15 protein-coding genes are annotated in these 17,396 nt (G+C 71.7%); 9 read left to right on the forward strand and 6 right to left on the reverse strand.

Going from position 1 to position 17,396, the window contains the following annotated elements:
• Positions 1–31: 31 nt before the first annotated feature.
• Complete coding sequence (locus tag ACWDRW_RS32210) at positions 32–1,585, reverse strand: MFS transporter (protein WP_451729382.1); 1,554 nt, start codon at positions 1,583–1,585, stop codon at positions 32–34.
• 302 nt (positions 1,586–1,887) lie between these two features.
• On the opposite strand from ACWDRW_RS32210, the gene ACWDRW_RS32215 reads away from it, so the two are divergent.
• Positions 1,888–3,048: a hypothetical protein gene (locus tag ACWDRW_RS32215; protein WP_451729385.1), complete on the forward strand. Its 1,161-nt coding sequence runs from the start codon at positions 1,888–1,890 to the stop codon at positions 3,046–3,048.
• Between the two features lie 56 nt (positions 3,049–3,104).
• On the opposite strand, the gene ACWDRW_RS32220 is transcribed toward ACWDRW_RS32215, so the two are convergent.
• A complete protein-coding gene (locus ACWDRW_RS32220; RefSeq protein WP_451729387.1) occupies positions 3,105–3,407 on the reverse strand; it encodes a DUF6355 family natural product biosynthesis protein in 303 nt (100 codons plus the stop codon).
• A 176-nt stretch (positions 3,408–3,583) separates the two neighbouring features.
• Positions 3,584–4,174 (reverse strand): TetR/AcrR family transcriptional regulator, encoded by a 591-nt coding sequence (locus ACWDRW_RS32225; protein ID WP_451729390.1) that lies wholly within the window; start codon positions 4,172–4,174, stop codon positions 3,584–3,586.
• Between the two features lie 177 nt (positions 4,175–4,351).
• Between ACWDRW_RS32225 and ACWDRW_RS32230 the strand changes: the two genes are divergently transcribed.
• Both ACWDRW_RS32230 and ACWDRW_RS32235 read left to right on the forward strand, forming a co-directional pair.
• A complete protein-coding gene (locus ACWDRW_RS32230; RefSeq protein ID WP_451729393.1) occupies positions 4,352–5,281 on the forward strand; it encodes an alpha/beta hydrolase family protein in 930 nt (309 codons plus the stop codon).
• A gap of 22 nt (positions 5,282–5,303) precedes the next feature.
• Positions 5,304–6,251 (forward strand): NAD-dependent epimerase/dehydratase family protein, encoded by a 948-nt coding sequence (locus tag ACWDRW_RS32235; RefSeq protein WP_451729396.1) that lies wholly within the window; start codon positions 5,304–5,306, stop codon positions 6,249–6,251.
• Between the two features lie 34 nt (positions 6,252–6,285).
• Here the strand turns inward: ACWDRW_RS32235 and ACWDRW_RS32240 are convergent, their stop codons facing one another.
• From ACWDRW_RS32240 to ACWDRW_RS32250, 3 genes are read right to left on the reverse strand one after another with little or no spacing between them, the layout of a single operon-like run.
• Positions 6,286–6,939 (reverse strand): maleylpyruvate isomerase N-terminal domain-containing protein, encoded by a 654-nt coding sequence (locus tag ACWDRW_RS32240; protein ID WP_451729399.1) that lies wholly within the window; start codon positions 6,937–6,939, stop codon positions 6,286–6,288.
• 42 nt (positions 6,940–6,981) lie between these two features.
• On the reverse strand, positions 6,982–7,755 hold the full coding sequence (locus ACWDRW_RS32245) for a response regulator (RefSeq protein WP_451729401.1): 774 nt from the start codon (positions 7,753–7,755) through the stop codon (positions 6,982–6,984).
• Complete coding sequence (locus tag ACWDRW_RS32250; protein ID WP_451729404.1) at positions 7,752–9,371, reverse strand: ATP-binding protein; 1,620 nt, start codon at positions 9,369–9,371, stop codon at positions 7,752–7,754. The genes ACWDRW_RS32245 and ACWDRW_RS32250 overlap by 4 nt, the downstream gene beginning before the upstream one ends.
• A 196-nt stretch (positions 9,372–9,567) precedes the next feature.
• On the opposite strand from ACWDRW_RS32250, the gene ACWDRW_RS32255 reads away from it, so the two are divergent.
• The 6 genes from ACWDRW_RS32255 (at position 9,568) to ACWDRW_RS32280 (ending at position 17,396) form a co-directional block, all read left to right on the forward strand.
• Entirely contained in the window at positions 9,568–10,554 is a 987-nt protein-coding gene (locus ACWDRW_RS32255; protein WP_451729453.1) for a Bug family tripartite tricarboxylate transporter substrate binding protein, read from the forward strand.
• Positions 10,551–11,087 (forward strand): tripartite tricarboxylate transporter TctB family protein, encoded by a 537-nt coding sequence (locus ACWDRW_RS32260; RefSeq protein ID WP_451729406.1) that lies wholly within the window; start codon positions 10,551–10,553, stop codon positions 11,085–11,087. The genes ACWDRW_RS32255 and ACWDRW_RS32260 overlap by 4 nt, the downstream gene beginning before the upstream one ends.
• A 1-nt stretch (position 11,088) precedes the next feature.
• Positions 11,089–12,570: a tripartite tricarboxylate transporter permease gene (locus tag ACWDRW_RS32265; RefSeq protein WP_451729409.1), complete on the forward strand. Its 1,482-nt coding sequence runs from the start codon at positions 11,089–11,091 to the stop codon at positions 12,568–12,570.
• 254 nt (positions 12,571–12,824) lie between these two features.
• A complete protein-coding gene (locus ACWDRW_RS32270; RefSeq protein WP_451729412.1) occupies positions 12,825–14,522 on the forward strand; it encodes an ABC transporter ATP-binding protein in 1,698 nt (565 codons plus the stop codon).
• Positions 14,519–16,279, forward strand: a complete 1,761-nt coding sequence (locus ACWDRW_RS32275) for an ABC transporter ATP-binding protein (RefSeq protein WP_451729414.1) — start codon at positions 14,519–14,521, stop codon at positions 16,277–16,279. Before ACWDRW_RS32270 ends, ACWDRW_RS32275 begins: the two co-directional genes overlap by 4 nt.
• 40 nt (positions 16,280–16,319) lie before the next feature.
• A complete protein-coding gene (locus ACWDRW_RS32280; protein ID WP_451729417.1) occupies positions 16,320–17,396 on the forward strand; it encodes an iron-siderophore ABC transporter substrate-binding protein in 1,077 nt (358 codons plus the stop codon).

Here is a 17,396-nt window from a genome sequence, read left to right on the forward strand (position 1 = left end):
GGACCCTCAGCCGCCGTACGCCGGAGCGGCCTCACACCGCCCCGGGCATACCCCCGCCGCCCTTCAGCCGTTCCAGATCGGACGGCCGGACCTGGATCACCAGGACCGCGATCAGCGCGGCCACCACCGTGAAGATCGCCGCCGTGGTGAAGGCCGAGGAGACTCCGGCCGTGAGGACCTCGTCACCCCAGGGTGGCGGCAACTCACCCGTGCGTTGGAACTCCAGCCGTTGCGCCGGGGTCGCCTCGGCCTGGAAGAGGGGGATCTGCTGCTCCGCCTCGTTCCTGCTGGCCGTGCCGTACATCGTGACCAGGATGGACAGGCCGAGGGAACCGCCGACCTGCTGGGTGGCGTTGAGGAGGCCGGAGGCCGCGCCGGTCTCCCGGACGGCCACATTGGACAGGGCCATCAGCGTCAGCGAGACGAACTCCATACCCATGCCCAGGCTGAACACGAGCATCGGTCCGAGCACGCTGCCGGCGTAGGTGGAGTTCACGTCGGTCAGCGTCAGCCAGCTCAGTCCGGCGGCGGCGAGGATCGCGCCGACCACCATGAAGGGTTTGGGCCCGTAGGTGGGCAGGAACTTCGAGGCCAGTCCGGCGCCGATCGCGATGACCGCGCTGACCGGCAGGAACGCGAGCCCGGCCTGCAAGGGGCTGAAGTCCAGCACGTTCTGCACGAAGAGGGTGAGGAAGAAGAACATGCCGAAGATCGCGGCGGCCAGACACAGCATGATGCCGTAGGTGCCCGCGCGGTTGCGGTCGGCGAACATGTGCAGCGGGGTGATCGGCTGGGCGGAACGCCGTTCCACGAGGACGAACACGACGAGGATGACGACCGCCGCGGCGAACGAGGCCAGCGTCAGCGGATCCCGCCAACCGTCCTGTGCGGCGCGGATGAAGCCGTACACCAGCAGCACCATGCCCGCGGTGGAGGTCAGCGCGCCGGTGATGTCGAAGTGGCCCGGGTGGCGTTCGGACTCCTTGATCCAGCGGGGTGTGGCGAGCGCGATGAGCAGGCCGATCGGGACGTTGACGAAGAGCACCCAGCGCCAGTTCAGCCACTCCACGAGCATGCCGCCGGCGAGCAGTCCGATCGCGCCGCCGCCCGCCGAGACCGCGGCGAACACCCCGAACGCCCGGTTGCGTTCAGGGCCTTCGCGGAAGGTGGTGCTGATCAGGGCGAGGGAGGTCGGTGACGCGATGGCGCCGCCGACGCCCTGGAGGGCGCGCGCGGCGAGGAGTTGGGCCTCGTTCTGGGCGAAGCCGCCGAGCAGGGAGGCGAACACGAACAGCAGGACGCCGAAGATGAACACCCGGCGCCTGCCCAGGATGTCACCGGCCCGTCCGCCGAGCAGGAGCAGTCCGCCGAAGGTCAGCGTGTAGGCGTTGACCACCCAGGACAGGCTGGTGGTGGAGAAGTCCAGGGAGCGCTGGATGTCCGGCAGCGCGATGTTCACGATGGTGATGTCCAGGACCACCATCAACTGACATGAGGCGATGACCAGCAGGGCCATCGCGCTTCCGCCACCGCCGTTCTCCTGGGCGGTGGTCTGCGGGGAGGTGGGCTGCGGGCTGCTTGTCATGGCGTCTCGCACTCTCGGGGCTCTCACCCACGCGCGGGGTCGGTGAACGACCGCGTCCACTGTCGGTCCACCGTTCGACGGTACGCCCGCCCCCGAACCGCCACCACTCGAATGGCGGTACGCCGCCCCCGCGCACCACCACTGGAACCGTCCCCCTTGACGCCCCGTAGGCCCGTTGGCACACTCCCGAGCCGTTGCAGAAAACGCTTGCTATGTCACGCCGCGTACGTGAATCGATTCAATCTCCTCGGTTTCGGCCGCCTCGGACGTACCGGCGTGAACCACCCCCCATAGGAGCCGAGATGAAGAACAGAAGCCGGGCCGTAGCCTCCGCCGCCTGTGCCACCGCGCTGCTCACCGGCGCCGCGTTACTCACCGAACCCGCGAGCGCCGTCGCCCCGCGTCTCGCGGCGGCCTGCGGTGAGGGCGCCTACCAGGCCGAGGCCGTGCTCAGCGGCAGTACCTGGACCGCCCGCCGCGGCGGTGCCGTCGTGTACACCGGTACGGACATGCGGGCCGCGATGCAGGCGGCAGTCAACAGCCTGACCGCGGGGCGCACTTCGAAGGAGCGGGTCGTGGTCCGCGGCTCGGGATCGATCAGCGCCGGATCCCGGGTCTCCCTGCCCAGCTACACCGTGCTGGACGTGTGCGGCACGATCAACGTCACCGGATCCGGCTCCGGCGACCAGGCCCCCGTCTACGCCCGGGGCGTCCGGGACATCGAGGTCCAGCACCTCAACGTCACCGGCGCGCCGCTCTACGGCATCTTCCTGCGCAACGTCCAGAACGTGGTGCTCGGCCAGATCGACATGCGCCTCTCGGCGGGCCTGGGTGTCCGCATCGACAACCGCGGCGACACCAGCCAGTGGACGCGGAACGTGCGGATCGACAACGTCTACGTGTCCGGAGCGAGCAGTCACGCGGTGGAGACGTACGGCGTGGACGGCCTCACCGTCGGCACGGTCACCGCCCGCCATGTGGGCGAGTCCGGGCTGCTGCTGAACCAGACGATCAACGCCACGGTCACCAGGGTCGACGCCGACGGCGCGGGTACCGGCACCGGTTACGCGGCCTTCCGCATGGCCAACCGCAATGGCCGGGTGGGCAGTTCGTACCCCACCAACATCCGGGTCGGCGAGGTCGTCGCGCGCGGCGGCGGACGCGGGGTGTTCTGCGTGTCCGAGAGCGGTGGCGCGGTCATCGACCGGGTCAACCTCTCGAACACGGGCAACAACTCGATCCTGATCGAGAACTGCTACAACGTGAACATCGCAGCCCAGAGCGGCAGTGTGACCGGCGGCGGCGAGATCCGGCTCGCGGCCCGCTCGGAGTTCCCCAACAACTCCGACATCACCGTCCAGAACCTGACGGTCACCAACTCGGCGATCATCGAGAACCCCTGCGGGACGAACACCACGTTCCGCAACAACACGCTGGTGAACAGCCGGCAGACCATCTGCTGAGAAGGAGGAGGGGCGGAGGGGCCTCGGCCCCTCCACCCCTCACGCGTGTGGACGGATCAGCAGGTGCGGCCCACGTAGTGCGCGCCCTGGATCTTGGAGGCGGAGCCCAGCCAGCTCCTGCCGGGTCCGACACATCGTTCGTAGTCGGCCTGCCAGGCGACCTCGACCTTGATGACGACATTCGAGCCGTCGGAGGTGCAGTGGTTGTACCAGGCGTCCGAGCCGGTCTCGTAGAAGCCGCACGGGTCGGCGGCAACGGGTACGGCGGACGTGGTGACCACGCCGAACGAGGTGAGGACGAGGGCCGCGCTGCCGAGAGCGCCGGTCAGGAAACGACGAACACGCAAGGGGAACTCCATGCCGCTAGGAGGACCGGGGCCGGACGACGCTCGCCGGACGGTCCGTTGATCGATGCCGACCCAGGATCACCGCCCCACATCGCCGAGTTGATCAAGGGGCGGGCCTCTTCACCCGCTGTATCGATTTGTCGTTGCGCCGACCGGTTGATCTCCGCCCGAACCCTGGCCCCCTGATCTCATTTCGGCTCGCGCAGCCCCGCGACCAGCAGCGCGACCAGTCGGCGCGCGTCGTAGCGCGGGTCGCTCTCGGCGCCGATGCACAGGTTTCCGATGCCGCGCATGAGGTGGTAGGCGTCGAGGTCGGAGCTGATCTCGCCGGAGGCGGCGGCAGCGTCGAGGAGGTCGGCGCAGACCGGCAGGAGACGTTCGAGGAAGTAGGCGTGCAGGGCCTCGAATCCGGTGCCGTCCCCCTGCATCGCGGCGGCCAGGCCGTGTTTGGTGACGAGGAAGTCGACGAAGAGGTCGACCCAGCGCGCGAGGGCCGCGTGGGGCGTGGGGCCGCTCGCCAGCAGGGCCGGGCCCGCCTCGGCGCAGGCGTCGACCTGATGGCGGTAGACGGCGATGACGAGGTCCGCCCGGGTGGGAAAGTGCCGGTAGATCGTGCCCACCCCGACACCGGCCTCGGCCGCGATGTCCCGCACGGGCGCGTCCACGCCGGAGGCGACGAAGACCGCCGCGGCGGCGTCCAGCAGCGTCTGCTGGTTGCGCCGCGCGTCCTTGCGCTTGGACCTTGCCGAGCTTCCCGCGCCCTGGCCGCTGTCGTTCACCGGCGGCACTCCTTTCCTGAGGCCTTGCAAAACGGAACAGCGTTCCGTATCGTCGTGATTAACGGAACGCCGTTCCGTTTCACTCCATGATGGCAGACCGGGCCACGGCCGACCATGCCGCCCGAGCCACCCCGAACCGAACCCGGAGTGCGCGAGCACCGAAGGGAAGGCACCTCCATGTCCGCATCCCCGCACCACCGCGCGGGCGCGCCCGCCACCGTTCTCTCCGCGAAGCCGGTCGTCCTGTCCGCCCCGGGCCGTGGCGAGGACCTCCAGGTCCGCGTGTCCGCCCCCGCGACCGGCGACAAGCTGCCCGTTCTCGTCTTCTCGCACGGCTTCGGCTGGTCGATGGACGGCTACGCCCCGCTGGCCGACTACTGGGCCGCCCACGGCTTCGTGGTCCTGCAACCCACTCACCTGGACTCCAGGACCCTCGGCCTCCCCGCCGAGGACCCCCGTACGCCCCGGATCTGGCGCCACCGCATCGAGGACCTCCGGCGCGTCCTCGACGAACTCGACCTCCTGGCGGCCGCGTTGCCGGGTCTGGCCGGTCGGGTGCGCCGCGATCGCGTCGCCGTGGCCGGTCACTCCTGGGGAGCCCAGAGCGCGAGCGCGCTGCTGGGCGCTCGGGTCCTCGGCTCCGACGGGCTGCCCGGCGAGGACATGACCGACCCTCGCGTCCAGGCCGGCGTCCTGCTCGCCCTGACCGGACTCGGCGACGATCTGACCCCTTTCGCCGCCGAGCACTTCCCCTTCATGCGGCCGTCCTTCGCCACCATGACCGCCCCGGCGCTGATCGTCGCCGGGGACAAGGACCAGTCCCAACTGTCCACGCGCGGACCGGACTGGTTCACCGACCCCTACACGCACAGCCCGGGCCCCAAGAGCCTGCTCACGCTGTTCGACGCGGAGCACTCACTCGGCGGCGTCTCCGGACACGAGGCCGCCGAGACGACGGACGCCAGCCCCGCCCGGGTCGCCCTCGTCCAGCGGCTCACCACCGCCTTCCTGCGCGGCGCCCTCCACGCCGACGACACCGACTGGCGGGCGGAGGTCACCGCACTGGCGGAGGGCCCGAGCCCGCTCGGAGAGCTGCGGTCCAAGTGAACCCCCCGTATCGAAAGGACACATGATGATTCTGGTCACCGGGGGACTCGGCTTCATCGGGTCCCACACCGTGCGCGCCCTGCTCGACCAGGGCGAGAAATGCGTCGTCGTCCAGCGGCGCCCCCGCGAACTGCCCGCCGTCCTCGCCGACGCACCGGTGACGGTGGAGCAGGCGGACGTCGCCGACCGTGCGGCCCTGCTCGCCCTCGGCCGCCGCCACGACATCACCGGCATCGTGCACCTGGCCGGCTCCTTCCCCCGGTCCACCGATCCGGACACGTCGGTCGCGGCGACCCGCAGCGCTCTCGACGGCCTGCTGAACATCGTGCAGGCCGCGCAGGACTGGGGCGTACGGCGGCTCGGTCTCGCCAGCACGATCGGGGTCTACGTCGGTGCCGAGAACGCCGGCCGGTTCCGCGAGGACGTCCCGCTGGCGATGGACGTGCCCGTGTCGATCCCCGCGTTCAAGAAGGTCGGCGAGCTGCTGGGCGGCTATCTCGCCGACGCCGCCGGCCTCGACATCGTCAACTACCGCGTCTCCGGGACCTGGGGACCGCTGGGCCACAAGGACCCGTTCTTCGCCGCACCCGCCCTGGTGCACGCCGCCGCCCGGGGCACCGCTCCCGACCTCTCCCACCTCGTGGGACCGGCCCAGGCCGAGGACGGGCTCGACCTGAACTACGTGAAGGACACCGGGCGCGCCATCGCCCTGCTCCAGCTCGCGGACCGGTTGAACCACCGTACGTACAACGTCGGATCCGGCCGGGCCACCACCAACGCCCAGCTCGCCGACGCGATCAGGAAAGTGGTGCCCGACGCCCGGGTCGACCTCCCCGCCGGAGGCTCGGCGCAGCACCTGGTCCTGGACATCAGCCGCCTGACGCAGGACACCGGCTACCGGCCCGAGTACGACACCGAGCGGGCCGCGGCCGACTACATCGGGTGGCTGCGGGCGGGCAACGAGAGCTGACCCGGACGGCGACCGGAGCTCACCGCGTGAGCGCTCAACCCACCGCGAGCGGCAACCGCTCGGCGAGCTCTCCCAGCTCCGCCCGCTCCGCCTCCGTCGGCGCGCGCCGCCCGGTGCCGATCAGCAGCGCGTCCTTGTCCGAGAGCGCGGCCGGGAACGGCGTGTCCGCGAGCCTCTCGAGCAGATCGCGGGTGGCCGCGAGGGTCTCGGCGGGTGGTTCGGGGACCGAGGGGAGGTGGGCGGCCAGGTCGAGGTGGTGCAGGGTCCATTCGAGGACGTAGGCGTGCAGGAAGTCGCCGACGGTCAGCACCTCGTCGCGGGTGCTCACCCGGGCGCCCAGGTCGGCGAGTTCGGCGGCGCGGCCCGCGGCGGAGCCGACGTCGTCGAAGTGGAGCTTCAGCCACTTGGGCTCGCCGTACGCCGCGGCCAGGCGCGGGATCAGCGCGTCCAGCGGGTCCTCGCCGGTCGGGGCCTCGACGAGCCGCCAGTAGGTGACCGCGTTCACGGTCGGTTCGGTCTCGGCCGGGGTGACCAGGGTGATCAGCACGTCCTGGGCGCCGATGAGCAGATGGCACACCAGGTCCCTGACCGACCAGCCGGCGCAGCCGGTGGGGCGTTCGAAGTCCTCGTCGGGCCGATCGGCGACCGCCGTGCGCAGGGCGGTCCAGGAACGGGAGAAGAGATCCACCGCTCGACGGTAGGCCGGTGGGGCGAGGTCCGACAACCGCGCTCAGGCCCGCGCCTCGTCCTCCTCCCGTGCCCCGCTCACCCGCCCGTTCAGGCTGTACCGCCGCTCAGGTCGGCCCGTCGTGCCGTAGCGCAGGGAGACGGCGGCTCGGCCGATGGTGTGGAAGTGCTCCAGATAGCGGCGGGCGCTGACGCGGGAGATGCCGGTGAGGCCCGCGCATTCGGTGGCGGAGAGGGTGCCCGCGCAGTCGCGCAGGGTGCGTTCGATCAGTTCCGCGGTCTCCACGCTCATGCCCTTCGGCAGCGCGCCGACCACCGAGGCCGGTGCCGACGCTCCCGCCAGCACCCGGTCCACGTCGGCCTGGCTGTGCACGACGGTGCCGTGCAACCGGCCGCGCTGCTCGGCGTACCGCTCCAGGCGCAGCCGTAGATCCTGGAACTCGAAGGGCTTGAGGAGGTAGTCGACGACACCGTGCCGTGCGGCGCCGCGCACGGTGTCGGCCTCGCGGGCGGCGCTGATGACCATGACGTCGCAGTCGTGTCCGGCGGTGCGCAGCCGGGGAATGACGTCCAGGCCGAAGATGTCGGGCAGGTAGAGGTCCAGCAGCACCACGTCCGGGCGGAGCTCGTCGACCGCGGTGATGGCCTGCTCGCCGGTGCTGGCGGTGCCGACGACCTCGAAGTGCGGGACGCGTTCGACGAAGGCGCGGTGGACCCTGGCCACCATGAAGTCGTCGTCCACCACCAGGACGCCGATGGCGCGCCGCTCGCCCGCCTCGTGCCGTGCGTCTGTACCGTGCCGCTCGTCGGTCGTCATGTCGCTCCTTCCGCCACCGCGTCGGTGAGGTGGCCGACGGTCATGCGCGCGGTGAACATGGCCCCGTCGGGCGTGTTGGTCACCGCGATCTCACCGCCGTGACGTTCGCAGACCAGCCGGGTCAGCGCCAGACCCACGCCTCGTTCGCCCTCCTGGGCCGCTTTGGTGGTGAAGCCGTGGGTGAACACCTCGCGGGCGAGTTCCGGCGCGACCCCGGGCCCGGAGTCGCGGACCACGATCTCCACGCCGCAGGTGTCCCCCCGCAGTTCGACCTCGACCCAGCCGTCGGGCGCCGCCGCGTCCACGGCGTTGTCGACGAGGTTGCCGAGCACGGTCGCCACGTCGGCGGCGTCCTCGGGGGTCAGCCGGTCCAGGGCGGTGCTCTCGGAGATCCGCAGCGTCACTCTGCGTTCCGCGGCCAGGGACGCCTTCGCCATGAGAAGGGCGGCCACGGCGGTGTCGCGGACCCGTCTGCTGAGCGTGACGTCGAGGGACTGGCGGCGCTGGTTGAGGGCTCGGATGTAGCGGACCACCTCGTCCTGTTCGCCGATCTGGATGAGCCCGGAGATGGTGTGCAGCTGGTTGGCGAACTCGTGGGCCTGAGCCCGCAGCAGCTCGGTGGAGCTGCGGAAGGAGCCGATCTCCCGTTCGAGGCGGGCCAGTTCGGTGCGGTCCCTGAGGGTGGTGACCGAGCCGAGCGGGCGGCCGTCCTTGGTGACCGTCATCCGGTTCATCACCAGGACCCGGCCGCCCCGGACCACGACCTGGTCGCGGCGGTCGTCGACGCTCCCGGCGAGGACGTCTCGCAGCCGGCCCTCGATGCCGAGCTGGTCGAGGCTGCGGCCCACGCACTCCTCGGGCAGGTCGAGCAGGCCGCGGCCCACCTCGTTGGCGAGGGTCAGCCGGCCCGCCGGGTCCAGGGCGATGACGCCCTCGGCGATGCCGTAGAGCATGGCCTCGCGGTGTTCGGCGAGGCCGGCGATCTCGCGCGGCTCCAGGCCGAGGGTCTGTCGTTTGACGCGCCGGGCGAGCAGCCAGGAGCCGGCCACGCCGAGTCCGCTGGCGATGCCGAGATAGGCGAGGAGGTAGGAGGAGGCGCCCCTGAGGCGCTGCCACACCGTGGGGTCGGCCGCGCCGATCATCACGGTGCCGAGGTGGCGGCCGAGGTTCTCGCGGGTGGCACCGAGGACGGGGACCTGGGCGACGAGTTCCCGGCTGCCGTCGAGGGTCAGCGGGCCCGACCAGCCTCGGCCCGCCGCCGCGCCCACGCCGAGAGGCAGCCGGTCGCCGATGACGGTGGGGTCGGTCGAGCTGACGATCCGGCCGTCGGCGTCGGCGATGGTCACCGAGGTCACCCCGGACTGGGTCCGCGTGGAGTTCACCAGAGGGGCGAGGGCCTCCTGCGGTACGGGCTCGGTGAGTTCGCTGCGGACGAGCGGGGTGGCGGCCAGCAGTTCGGCCAGCGCGGTGACGCGGCGGCCCTCGACCCGGTTGAACGTCGCCTCGGACTGGGCGAGCGAGACGGCCGCGACCGCGAGCAGCACCATCACCACGACGGCGAGCTGGAGCAGCAGCATCTCGCCCGCGAGGGTCTGGCGACGGAAGGGGGTGAACACGGCCCGCTCCCTCCTGCGACCTGCGGGATCGCCCCATCATGGCGTCCGTCCGGGGCCGCGAGAAGACGTCCGGTGCGCTGACACAAAGACCAAAACCTCCGTTGGTTCCGCAAGCGAGACAGGCCCTCGCCGTCGATGCACGATGTGGCCCACCTCACTCACCCCCTACGACCGACACCGACAGGTGGTGGCACTCGTGCGCCTGCGCACTCCCCTCGCCCTGTTCGGGGCCGCTGTACTGGTCCTCGTGGGACCGCCGCTGCTGTCCAGCGGCAGCGGTGCCGAGACCGGCACACAGATCCCGGGCCTGCGCTTCATGGTTCCCAACACCCCCGGCGGCGGCTACGACATCACGGCCCGTACGGCCGCGAAGAACGCCGAGGACGCCGGACTCACCCACAACATCGAGGTGTTCAACCTTCCCGGCGCCGGTGGCACCGTCGGCCTGACCCGGCTGGTGAGCGAGCACGGCAACGGCAAGCTCGCGATGTCCATGGGGCTCGGCGTGGTGGGCGCGGCCCGCTCCAACCACGCACCCAGGACCCTGGCCGACACCACCCCCATCGCCCGGCTCACCGAGGAGCAGAACGTGGTGGTCGTCGCCGACGAGTCCCCGTACAGGTCGATCGACGAGCTGATCGCCGCATGGAAGGACGATCCGGGCAAGCTGCCGGTGGGCGGCGGTTCCTCGCCGGGCGGTCCCGACCATCTGGCGCCGATGCTGATGGCGAGGGCGGCCGGCATCGCGCCGAAGGAGGTCAACTACATCCCCTTCGACGGCGGTGGCGAGCTGCTCGCCTCGATCCTCGGCGACAAGGTGGCCTTCGGGGTGTCCGGGGTCGGCGAGTACCTGGACCAGATCAAGGCGGGCGAGCTGCGGGTGCTCGCGGTCACCGGTCCGGAGCGGGTCGAGGAGCTGGCCAACGCGCCGACACTGCGGGAGTCCGGCTTCGACGTGAACTTCACCAACTGGCGCGGCATCGTCGCCCCGCCGGGCCTGACCGAGGCCGAGCGCGACAAGCTCACCCGGCTGGTGCGGGAGCTGCACGACTCGCCCGAGTGGCAGGAGTCCCTGGAGCAGAACGGCTGGGCGGACGCCTTCCTGACCGGCGAGGAGTTCGGCGACTTCCTGGACGCCCAGGACAAGCGTGTGGTGTCGGTGCTGAAGGAGCTGGGACTGTGACGACGCAGCCGGACACGATCCCCGTCGAGCCGGGCGCGCGGCGCTCATGGCTGCGTGAGCACTCGGAACTCGGCGTGTGTGTACTGCTGTTGACGCTCGGGGTGCTGGTGCTCACCGACGCGCTCACCATGGACGTGGACATCACCCAGCGCGGTCCGGTCGGGCCGAGGACCCTGCCGATCGTCGTCGGCGTGGGCCTGCTGGTCATCGCGGCGCTGCTCGCGGCGGACGTGCTACGGGGCGGCCGGGGGCAGGCCGAGACCGGTGAGGACATCGACCTGTCGGAGCCGGCCGACTGGCGCACGGTGGCGCTGCTCGCCGGGGTGTTCCTCGGGGCGGCCGTGCTCATCGAGCCGCTGGGCTTCCCGGCGGCCGGCGCCCTGCTGTTCTGGGGCGCCGCGTTCGCCCTCGGCAGTCGCCGCGTAGACCGGGATCCGCTGATAGCGGCGGTGCTCTCGCTCGTCACCTACGTGCTGTTCGACAACCTGCTCGGAGTGCCGCTGCCCGGCGGTCCGCTGATGGGAGAGCTGTGACATGGACTCCCTCAACTCCCTGATGGACGGCTTCGGTACGGCCCTCACCCCGCTCAACCTCCTGTGGGCGGCCCTCGGTGTGCTGCTCGGCACGGCGATCGGCGTGCTGCCCGGCATCGGGCCCGCGATGGCGGTGGCGCTGCTACTGCCGGTGACGTACGGGCTCGATCCGATCGGCGCGTTCATCATGTTCGCGGGCATCTACTACGGCGCGATGTTCGGCGGTTCCACCACCTCGATCCTGCTCAACACCCCGGGTGAGAGTGCGGCGGTGGTCGCGGCCATGGAGGGCAATCCCATGGCGAAGTCCGGGCGCGGGGCGCAGGCGCTCGCGGCCGCCGCGATCGGTCACTTCACGGGCGGCCTGGTCGGCACGCTGCTCCTGGTGGCGCTTGCGCCGACGGTCGCGGAACTGGCCGTGGACATCGGCGCGCCGGACTACTTCGCCATCATGGTGCTGGCGTTCATCGCCGTGACGTCGGTGCTGGGCTCCTCCCGGATCAGGGGCCTGGCCTCGCTGCTGATCGGTCTCACGCTCGGTCTCGTCGGCCTGGACCAGATGACCGGGCAGCAGCGGCTGACCTTCGGTTCGCTCCAACTCGCCGACGGCATCGACGTGGTGATCGTCGCGGTGGGCCTCTTCGCGATCGGCGAGGCCCTGTGGGTGGCCGCCCATCTGCGGCGCAGCCCGGGCGAGGCGATCCCGGTGGGACGGCCGTGGCTGGGCAAGGACGACGTCCGGCGCACGTGGAAGTCGTGGGCGCGCGGTCCGTTCATCGGCTTCCCGTTCGGCGCGATCCCGGCGGGTGGCGCGGAGATCCCCACGTTCCTCTCCTACGTCACGGAGAAGCGCTTGTCGAAGCACAAGGACGAGTGGGGCAAGGGCGCCATCGAGGGCGTCGCCGGACCGGAGGCGGCGGCCTCGGCGTCGGCGGCGGGCACCCTCGTCTCCATGCTCACCCTCGGCCTGCCGACCACGGCGGTCGCCGCGGTGATGCTCGCCGCCTTCCAGCAGTACGGCATCCAGCCCGGCCCTCTGCTGTTCGAGCGGGAACCCGACCTGGTCTGGGGTCTGATCGCGTCCCTGTTCGTCGGCATGGTGCTGCTCCTCGCCCTGAACCTGCCGCTGGCGCCGGTGTGGGCGAAGCTGCTGCGGATCCCGCGGCCGTACCTGTACGCGGGGATCCTGTTCTTCGCCGCCGTCGGCGCCTACGCGGTGGGCGGTGAGGTGATCGATCTGGTGATCCTGCTGATCATCGGCCTGATCGGGTTCGGCATGCGGCGCTACGGCCTGCCCGTCCTGCCCGCGGTCATCGGCGTCATCCTGGGCCCGAACGCCGAGCAACAGCTCCGCCGCGCCCTGCAGATCAGCGACGGGAGCGTGTCGGGGCTGGTGAACACGCCGTTCTCGGTGGCGGTGTACGCGGTGGTGGCGGTGCTGCTGGCGTGGCCGTTGCTGCGCAGGCTGCGCGCCGGGGCCTGATCTCCTGCCGCGGGCGGCCTGCGACCGGCACAGGTCAACGGCTGTCCGGCGCTGGTCCTCCGGCTCGACGGCCAGGTCGACTCCGGCGCTGAGGCGGGGCGCTCGCGCCGCGGCACACGCCCCACCGTGCGCTGCCCACGCCACCCGCCCACCACGGTTCGGCTGAAGGGGTAGCCGAGCAAGGGGGTTCTGGTTAGCCTAACCTAAGTTGTCAGCACGGTTGTTGGGCGCTGTGGATCCGGTCCGGAGGATGCGTGAGGAAAGCGGACCCGCCGGGACGGGACGTCCTGCGGCGTGCGGTGGGCGGACAGCGCAGGGATGTCGCGCTCGGCGCCCTGCTGGGCATGGGTCACCAGACGGGTGAGGCCCTGGTGCCGCTCGTCATCGGACTCGCCGTCGAGCGCGGCGTCGTGGACGGCGACGTCGAGGGCCTGCTGGGGTGGCTCGGGGTGCTGGCCGTCGTCTACGTCGGCCTCTCCTTCAGCTTCCGTTTCTCCGCCCGCGCCGGCGAACGGGCCTCGGTGACCGCCGCGCACCGACTGCGGACCGAACTCGTCGACCGGGTCCTCGCCCCCGAAGGCGGCGCGGAGGAAGGGCGGTTGCCCGGCGAACTGGCCAACACCGCCACCGAGGACGCCAAGCGGGTCGGCGCCGTCGCGATGGCCCTCATCGTCGGCATCGCGAGTGCGGCCGGACTGGCCGTCGGCGCGGTCGTGCTGCTGCGCATGTCCGTTCCCCTGGGCTTGCTGGTCCTGTTGGGCACTCCGCTGCTGCTGTGGCTCGGGCACCTGCTGAGCAAGCCCCTGGAGCGGCGCAGCGAGACCGAGCAGGAGCGGGCCGCCCTGGCGTCGGGCGTCGCCGCCGATCTGGTGGCCGGGCTGCGGGTGCTCAAGGGCATCGGCGCCGAGACGGCGGCCGTCTCCCGCTACCGCCGGATCAGCCAGGACTCGCTCGCCGCCACCCTGCGCGCGGCCCGGGCCGAAGCCTGGCAGAACGGCGTGGTGACCATGCTCACCGGCGCCTTCCTGGCCCTGGTCGCCCTGGTCGGCGGACGGCTCGCCGCACGCGGCGACATCGGCCTGGGTGAGCTGGTGTCGGCCGTGGCACTCGCCCTCTTCCTCATCGGCCCGCTCTCCGAGTTCGCCTGGGTCAACGCCCAGTTGGCGCAGGGCCGCGCTTCGGCCGCACGGATCGCGGAGGTCCTCGGCGCCGAACACGCCGTGCCGCGGCGAGCGGTTGCTCCCGTGCTGGGCCGCGTAGCGGGCCGACTGCGGCTGAGGGGGCTGTCGTACGGCCCGCTGCGTGCCGTGGAACTGGACGTCTCCCCTGGCGAGACAGTCGGCGTCGTCACCCTCGACCCCGCCGACGCGTCAGCGCTGCTGCACTGCCTCGCCCGCCACGCCGACCCCGACGAGGGGGCCGTGGAACTGGACGGAACGGACCTCACCGCGCTGGGGCTCGCGGAGCTTCGGGCGGCGATGCTGGTCGCCGAGCACGACGCCGACCTGTTCGAGGGCAGTTTGCTGGCGAACGTGACCGCCGCCGCGGGGCCGGACGCCCCCGTCGAGGCCGTGCTCACCGCGTCCGGCGCCGACGAGGTCGTCCGCACCCTCCCCGACGGCGCCGGCACCGCGGTCACCGCGAGAGGACGCTCGCTCTCCGGAGGACAGCGTCAACGGGTCGCCCTGGCACGGGCGTTGGCAGCCGATGCCCCGGTCCTGGTCCTGCACGAGCCGACGACGGCGGTCGACGCCGTCACCGAGGCGCGGATGGCGGCCGGTCTGAGAGAGCTGCGCGCCGGACGTACGACCGTACTCGTGACCAACAGCCCCGCACTGCTCGCGGTGACCGACCGCGTCGTCCTGATCGACCGGGGCAGCGTCGTGGCGGACGACTCCCACGAGCGGCTGGTCCACCAGCACACCGATTACCGCACGGCGGTGCTGGCGTGAGCGAGTCCCAGGAGCTGCTTCCCGTCGCCACGCCCGCCCGCACCCGCGCCGCGATCGGTGAACTCCTGCGCCCGCAGCGGGGCCTGGCGCTCACCGCCTTCGCCGTCATGGTCGCCGCCACCGCCATCGGGCTGCTCACCCAGCCGATGCTGGGCCGGATCGTGGACCTCGCCGCCGACCGGGGGTCCGTGGACGCGATCACCACCACGGCCGCGCTGTTGGTGGCCGTCGCCGTCGCGCAGGGTGTCACCACCGGGTTCGGCCTGTCGCTGATCTCCCGGCTGGGCGAGACCACGCTGGCCCGGTTGCGCGAGCGGTTCGTCGAACGGGCCCTCGGACTTCCGCTGGAGCGCGTGGAGCGGGCCGGCGCCGGTGATCTCACCGCCCGGGTCACCGCCGACGTCTCCCTCGTCGCCGAGGCCGTCCGCAACGCCTTTCCGGAACTGGCCCGTTCCCTGCTGACCATCTTCCTCACCCTGGGCGCACTCGCCCTTCTCGACTGGCGGTTCCTGCTGGCCGCGCTGCTGGCGGCCCCCGTACAGGTGGCCACCGCGCGCTGGTACGTGGCCCGTGCCGTGCCGCTGTACGCCGAGCAACGGGTGGCGGCCGGCGCCCAGCAGCAGCAACTCCTCGACACCATCGCGGGATCCTCGACCGTGCGGGCGTTCCGGCTCGAGCGGGAGCACTCCGGGCGGGTCACCGAGCGCTCCTGGTCGGTGGTGGCGCTGACCATGCGCGGGGTGCGGCTGGTGCTGGGCTTCTACAGCCGGCTGCACATCGCCGAGTACATCGGTCTGGCCGCCGTGCTGTTCACGGGGTACTGGCTGGTCCGCCAGGGGTCCGCCTCCGTGGGTACGGCGACCGCCGCCGCCCTGTACTTCCACAGTCTGTTCACCCCGGTCAACGCGGCCCTCGTCCTCCTGGACGACGCCCAGTCGGCGACGGCGGGCCTGGCGCGGCTCGTCGGGGTCACCGACGAACCCGCGCCGGCGCAGCCGGCCCGTCCCGCCGGGAGGGACCGGGTCGAGGTCACCGTGCGCGGCCTTCACCACGCCTACCGCCCCGGACATCCCGTGCTGCACGACATCGACCTGACGATCCGGCACGGCGAGCGGGTCGCCCTCGTCGGCGCGAGCGGGGCCGGGAAGACGACCCTGGCCCGGCTCGTCGCGGGCATCCAGCCGCCCACCGCCGGGACGGTGCTGGTCAACGGCGTACCGCCGACGGAGCTGGCCGCGGGGCGCCGTACGGTCGCCCTGGTCACGCAGGAGACGCATGTCTTCACGGGCCCGCTCTCCGACGATCTGCGGCTGGCCAGACCCGACGCGACCGACGACGAGCTGCGCGCCGCGCTGGACCGGGTCGACGCGCTGGCCTGGGCCGAGGCGCTTCCCGAGGGACTCGCCACGGTCGTCGGCGACGGCGGTCACCGGCTCACCGGCGACCGGACGCAGGCGCTGGCGCTGGCCCGGCTGATCCTCGCGGATCCGCCCGTGGTGATCCTCGACGAGGCCACCGCCGAGGCGGGCAGCGCCGGGGCACGGGCGCTGGAGAAGGCGGTCGCCCGGGCGGTGGACGGACGTACCGCGCTGATCGTGGCCCATCGCCTCAGCCAGGCGGCGACCGCCGACCGGATCGTCGTCATGGACGGCGGACGGATCGTCGAGTCCGGCACGCACGACGAACTGCGCGCCGCCGCCGGCCCCTACGCCACTCTCTGGGCCGCCTGGTCGGACACCCGCGAAAGCGACTCGTAGAAAGCCCCGCTCCACAGGAAACCGAACAGAAGGACGACCGATGTTCCGCTCCCGCTCACGCAGAGTGCCCCGGCTCGCCGCCGCGCTCGGCTCCGCCCTCCTGCTCCTGTCCGCTGCCACGGCCTGCGGCGACGACGACTCGGACTCCGGCGCGTCGGACACCGACCCGAAGGCGAGCGCCTCCGGCGAGTCCGCCTTCCCGGTCTCGATCAGCCACAAGTACGGCAGCACGACGGTCGAGTCCCAGCCGAAGCGGGTCGTCACCGTCGGCCTCACCGACCAGGACTCGGCCCTGGCCCTCGGCACGGTCCCGGTCGGCACCACCGAGTGGCTCGGCGGCTACAAGGGCGCCGTCGGCCCCTGGGCCGAGGACAAGCTCGCCGGCGCCGAGGCGCCCACCGTCCTGAAGGACACCGGCACCGGACCGCAGGTGGAGAAGATCGCCGCGCTCAAGCCGGACCTGATCCTTGCTGTGTACGGCGGACTCACCAAGGAGCAGTACGAGTCGCTGTCCAAGTTCGCGCCCGTGGTCGCCCAGCCCAAGGAGTACAACGACTACGGCGTGCCGTGGCAGGAGCAGACCGAGATCATCGGCAAGGCCCTCGGCAAGACGCGGGAGGCGTCGGCGGCCGTCAAGGCGACCGAGGACGTGATCGCGGCGGCCGTCAAGGAACACCCCGAGTTCCAGGGCAAGTCCGCCGTGATGGCCACGCCGTACGAAGGCATGTTCGTCTTCGGCAGCCAGGACCCGCGCTCGCATCTCCTCACCGACCTCGGCTTCTCCCTGCCGAAGGACCTGGACAAGGCGATCGGTGACCAGTTCGGCGCGAACATCAGCAAGGAGCGCACCGATCTGCTGGACCAGGACGCGGTCGTGTGGCAGGTCGCCGATGTCACCAAGGACGCCGACAAGCTGCACAAGGACGCCTCGTACAAGGACCTGAAGGTGGTGGGCGAGGGCCGCGAGGTCTACGTGAACGAGTCGAGCGACTACGGCAACGCGCTGTCCATGGGCACGGTCCTGAGCCTGCCGTACGTCGTGGAGCGGCTGGCGCCGCAGCTGGCGGCGGCCGTCGACGGCAAGGCCGACACGAAGGTGGAGCAGCCCGCGTCCTGA

The organism is Streptomyces sp. NPDC003635 (genome assembly GCF_053587635.1).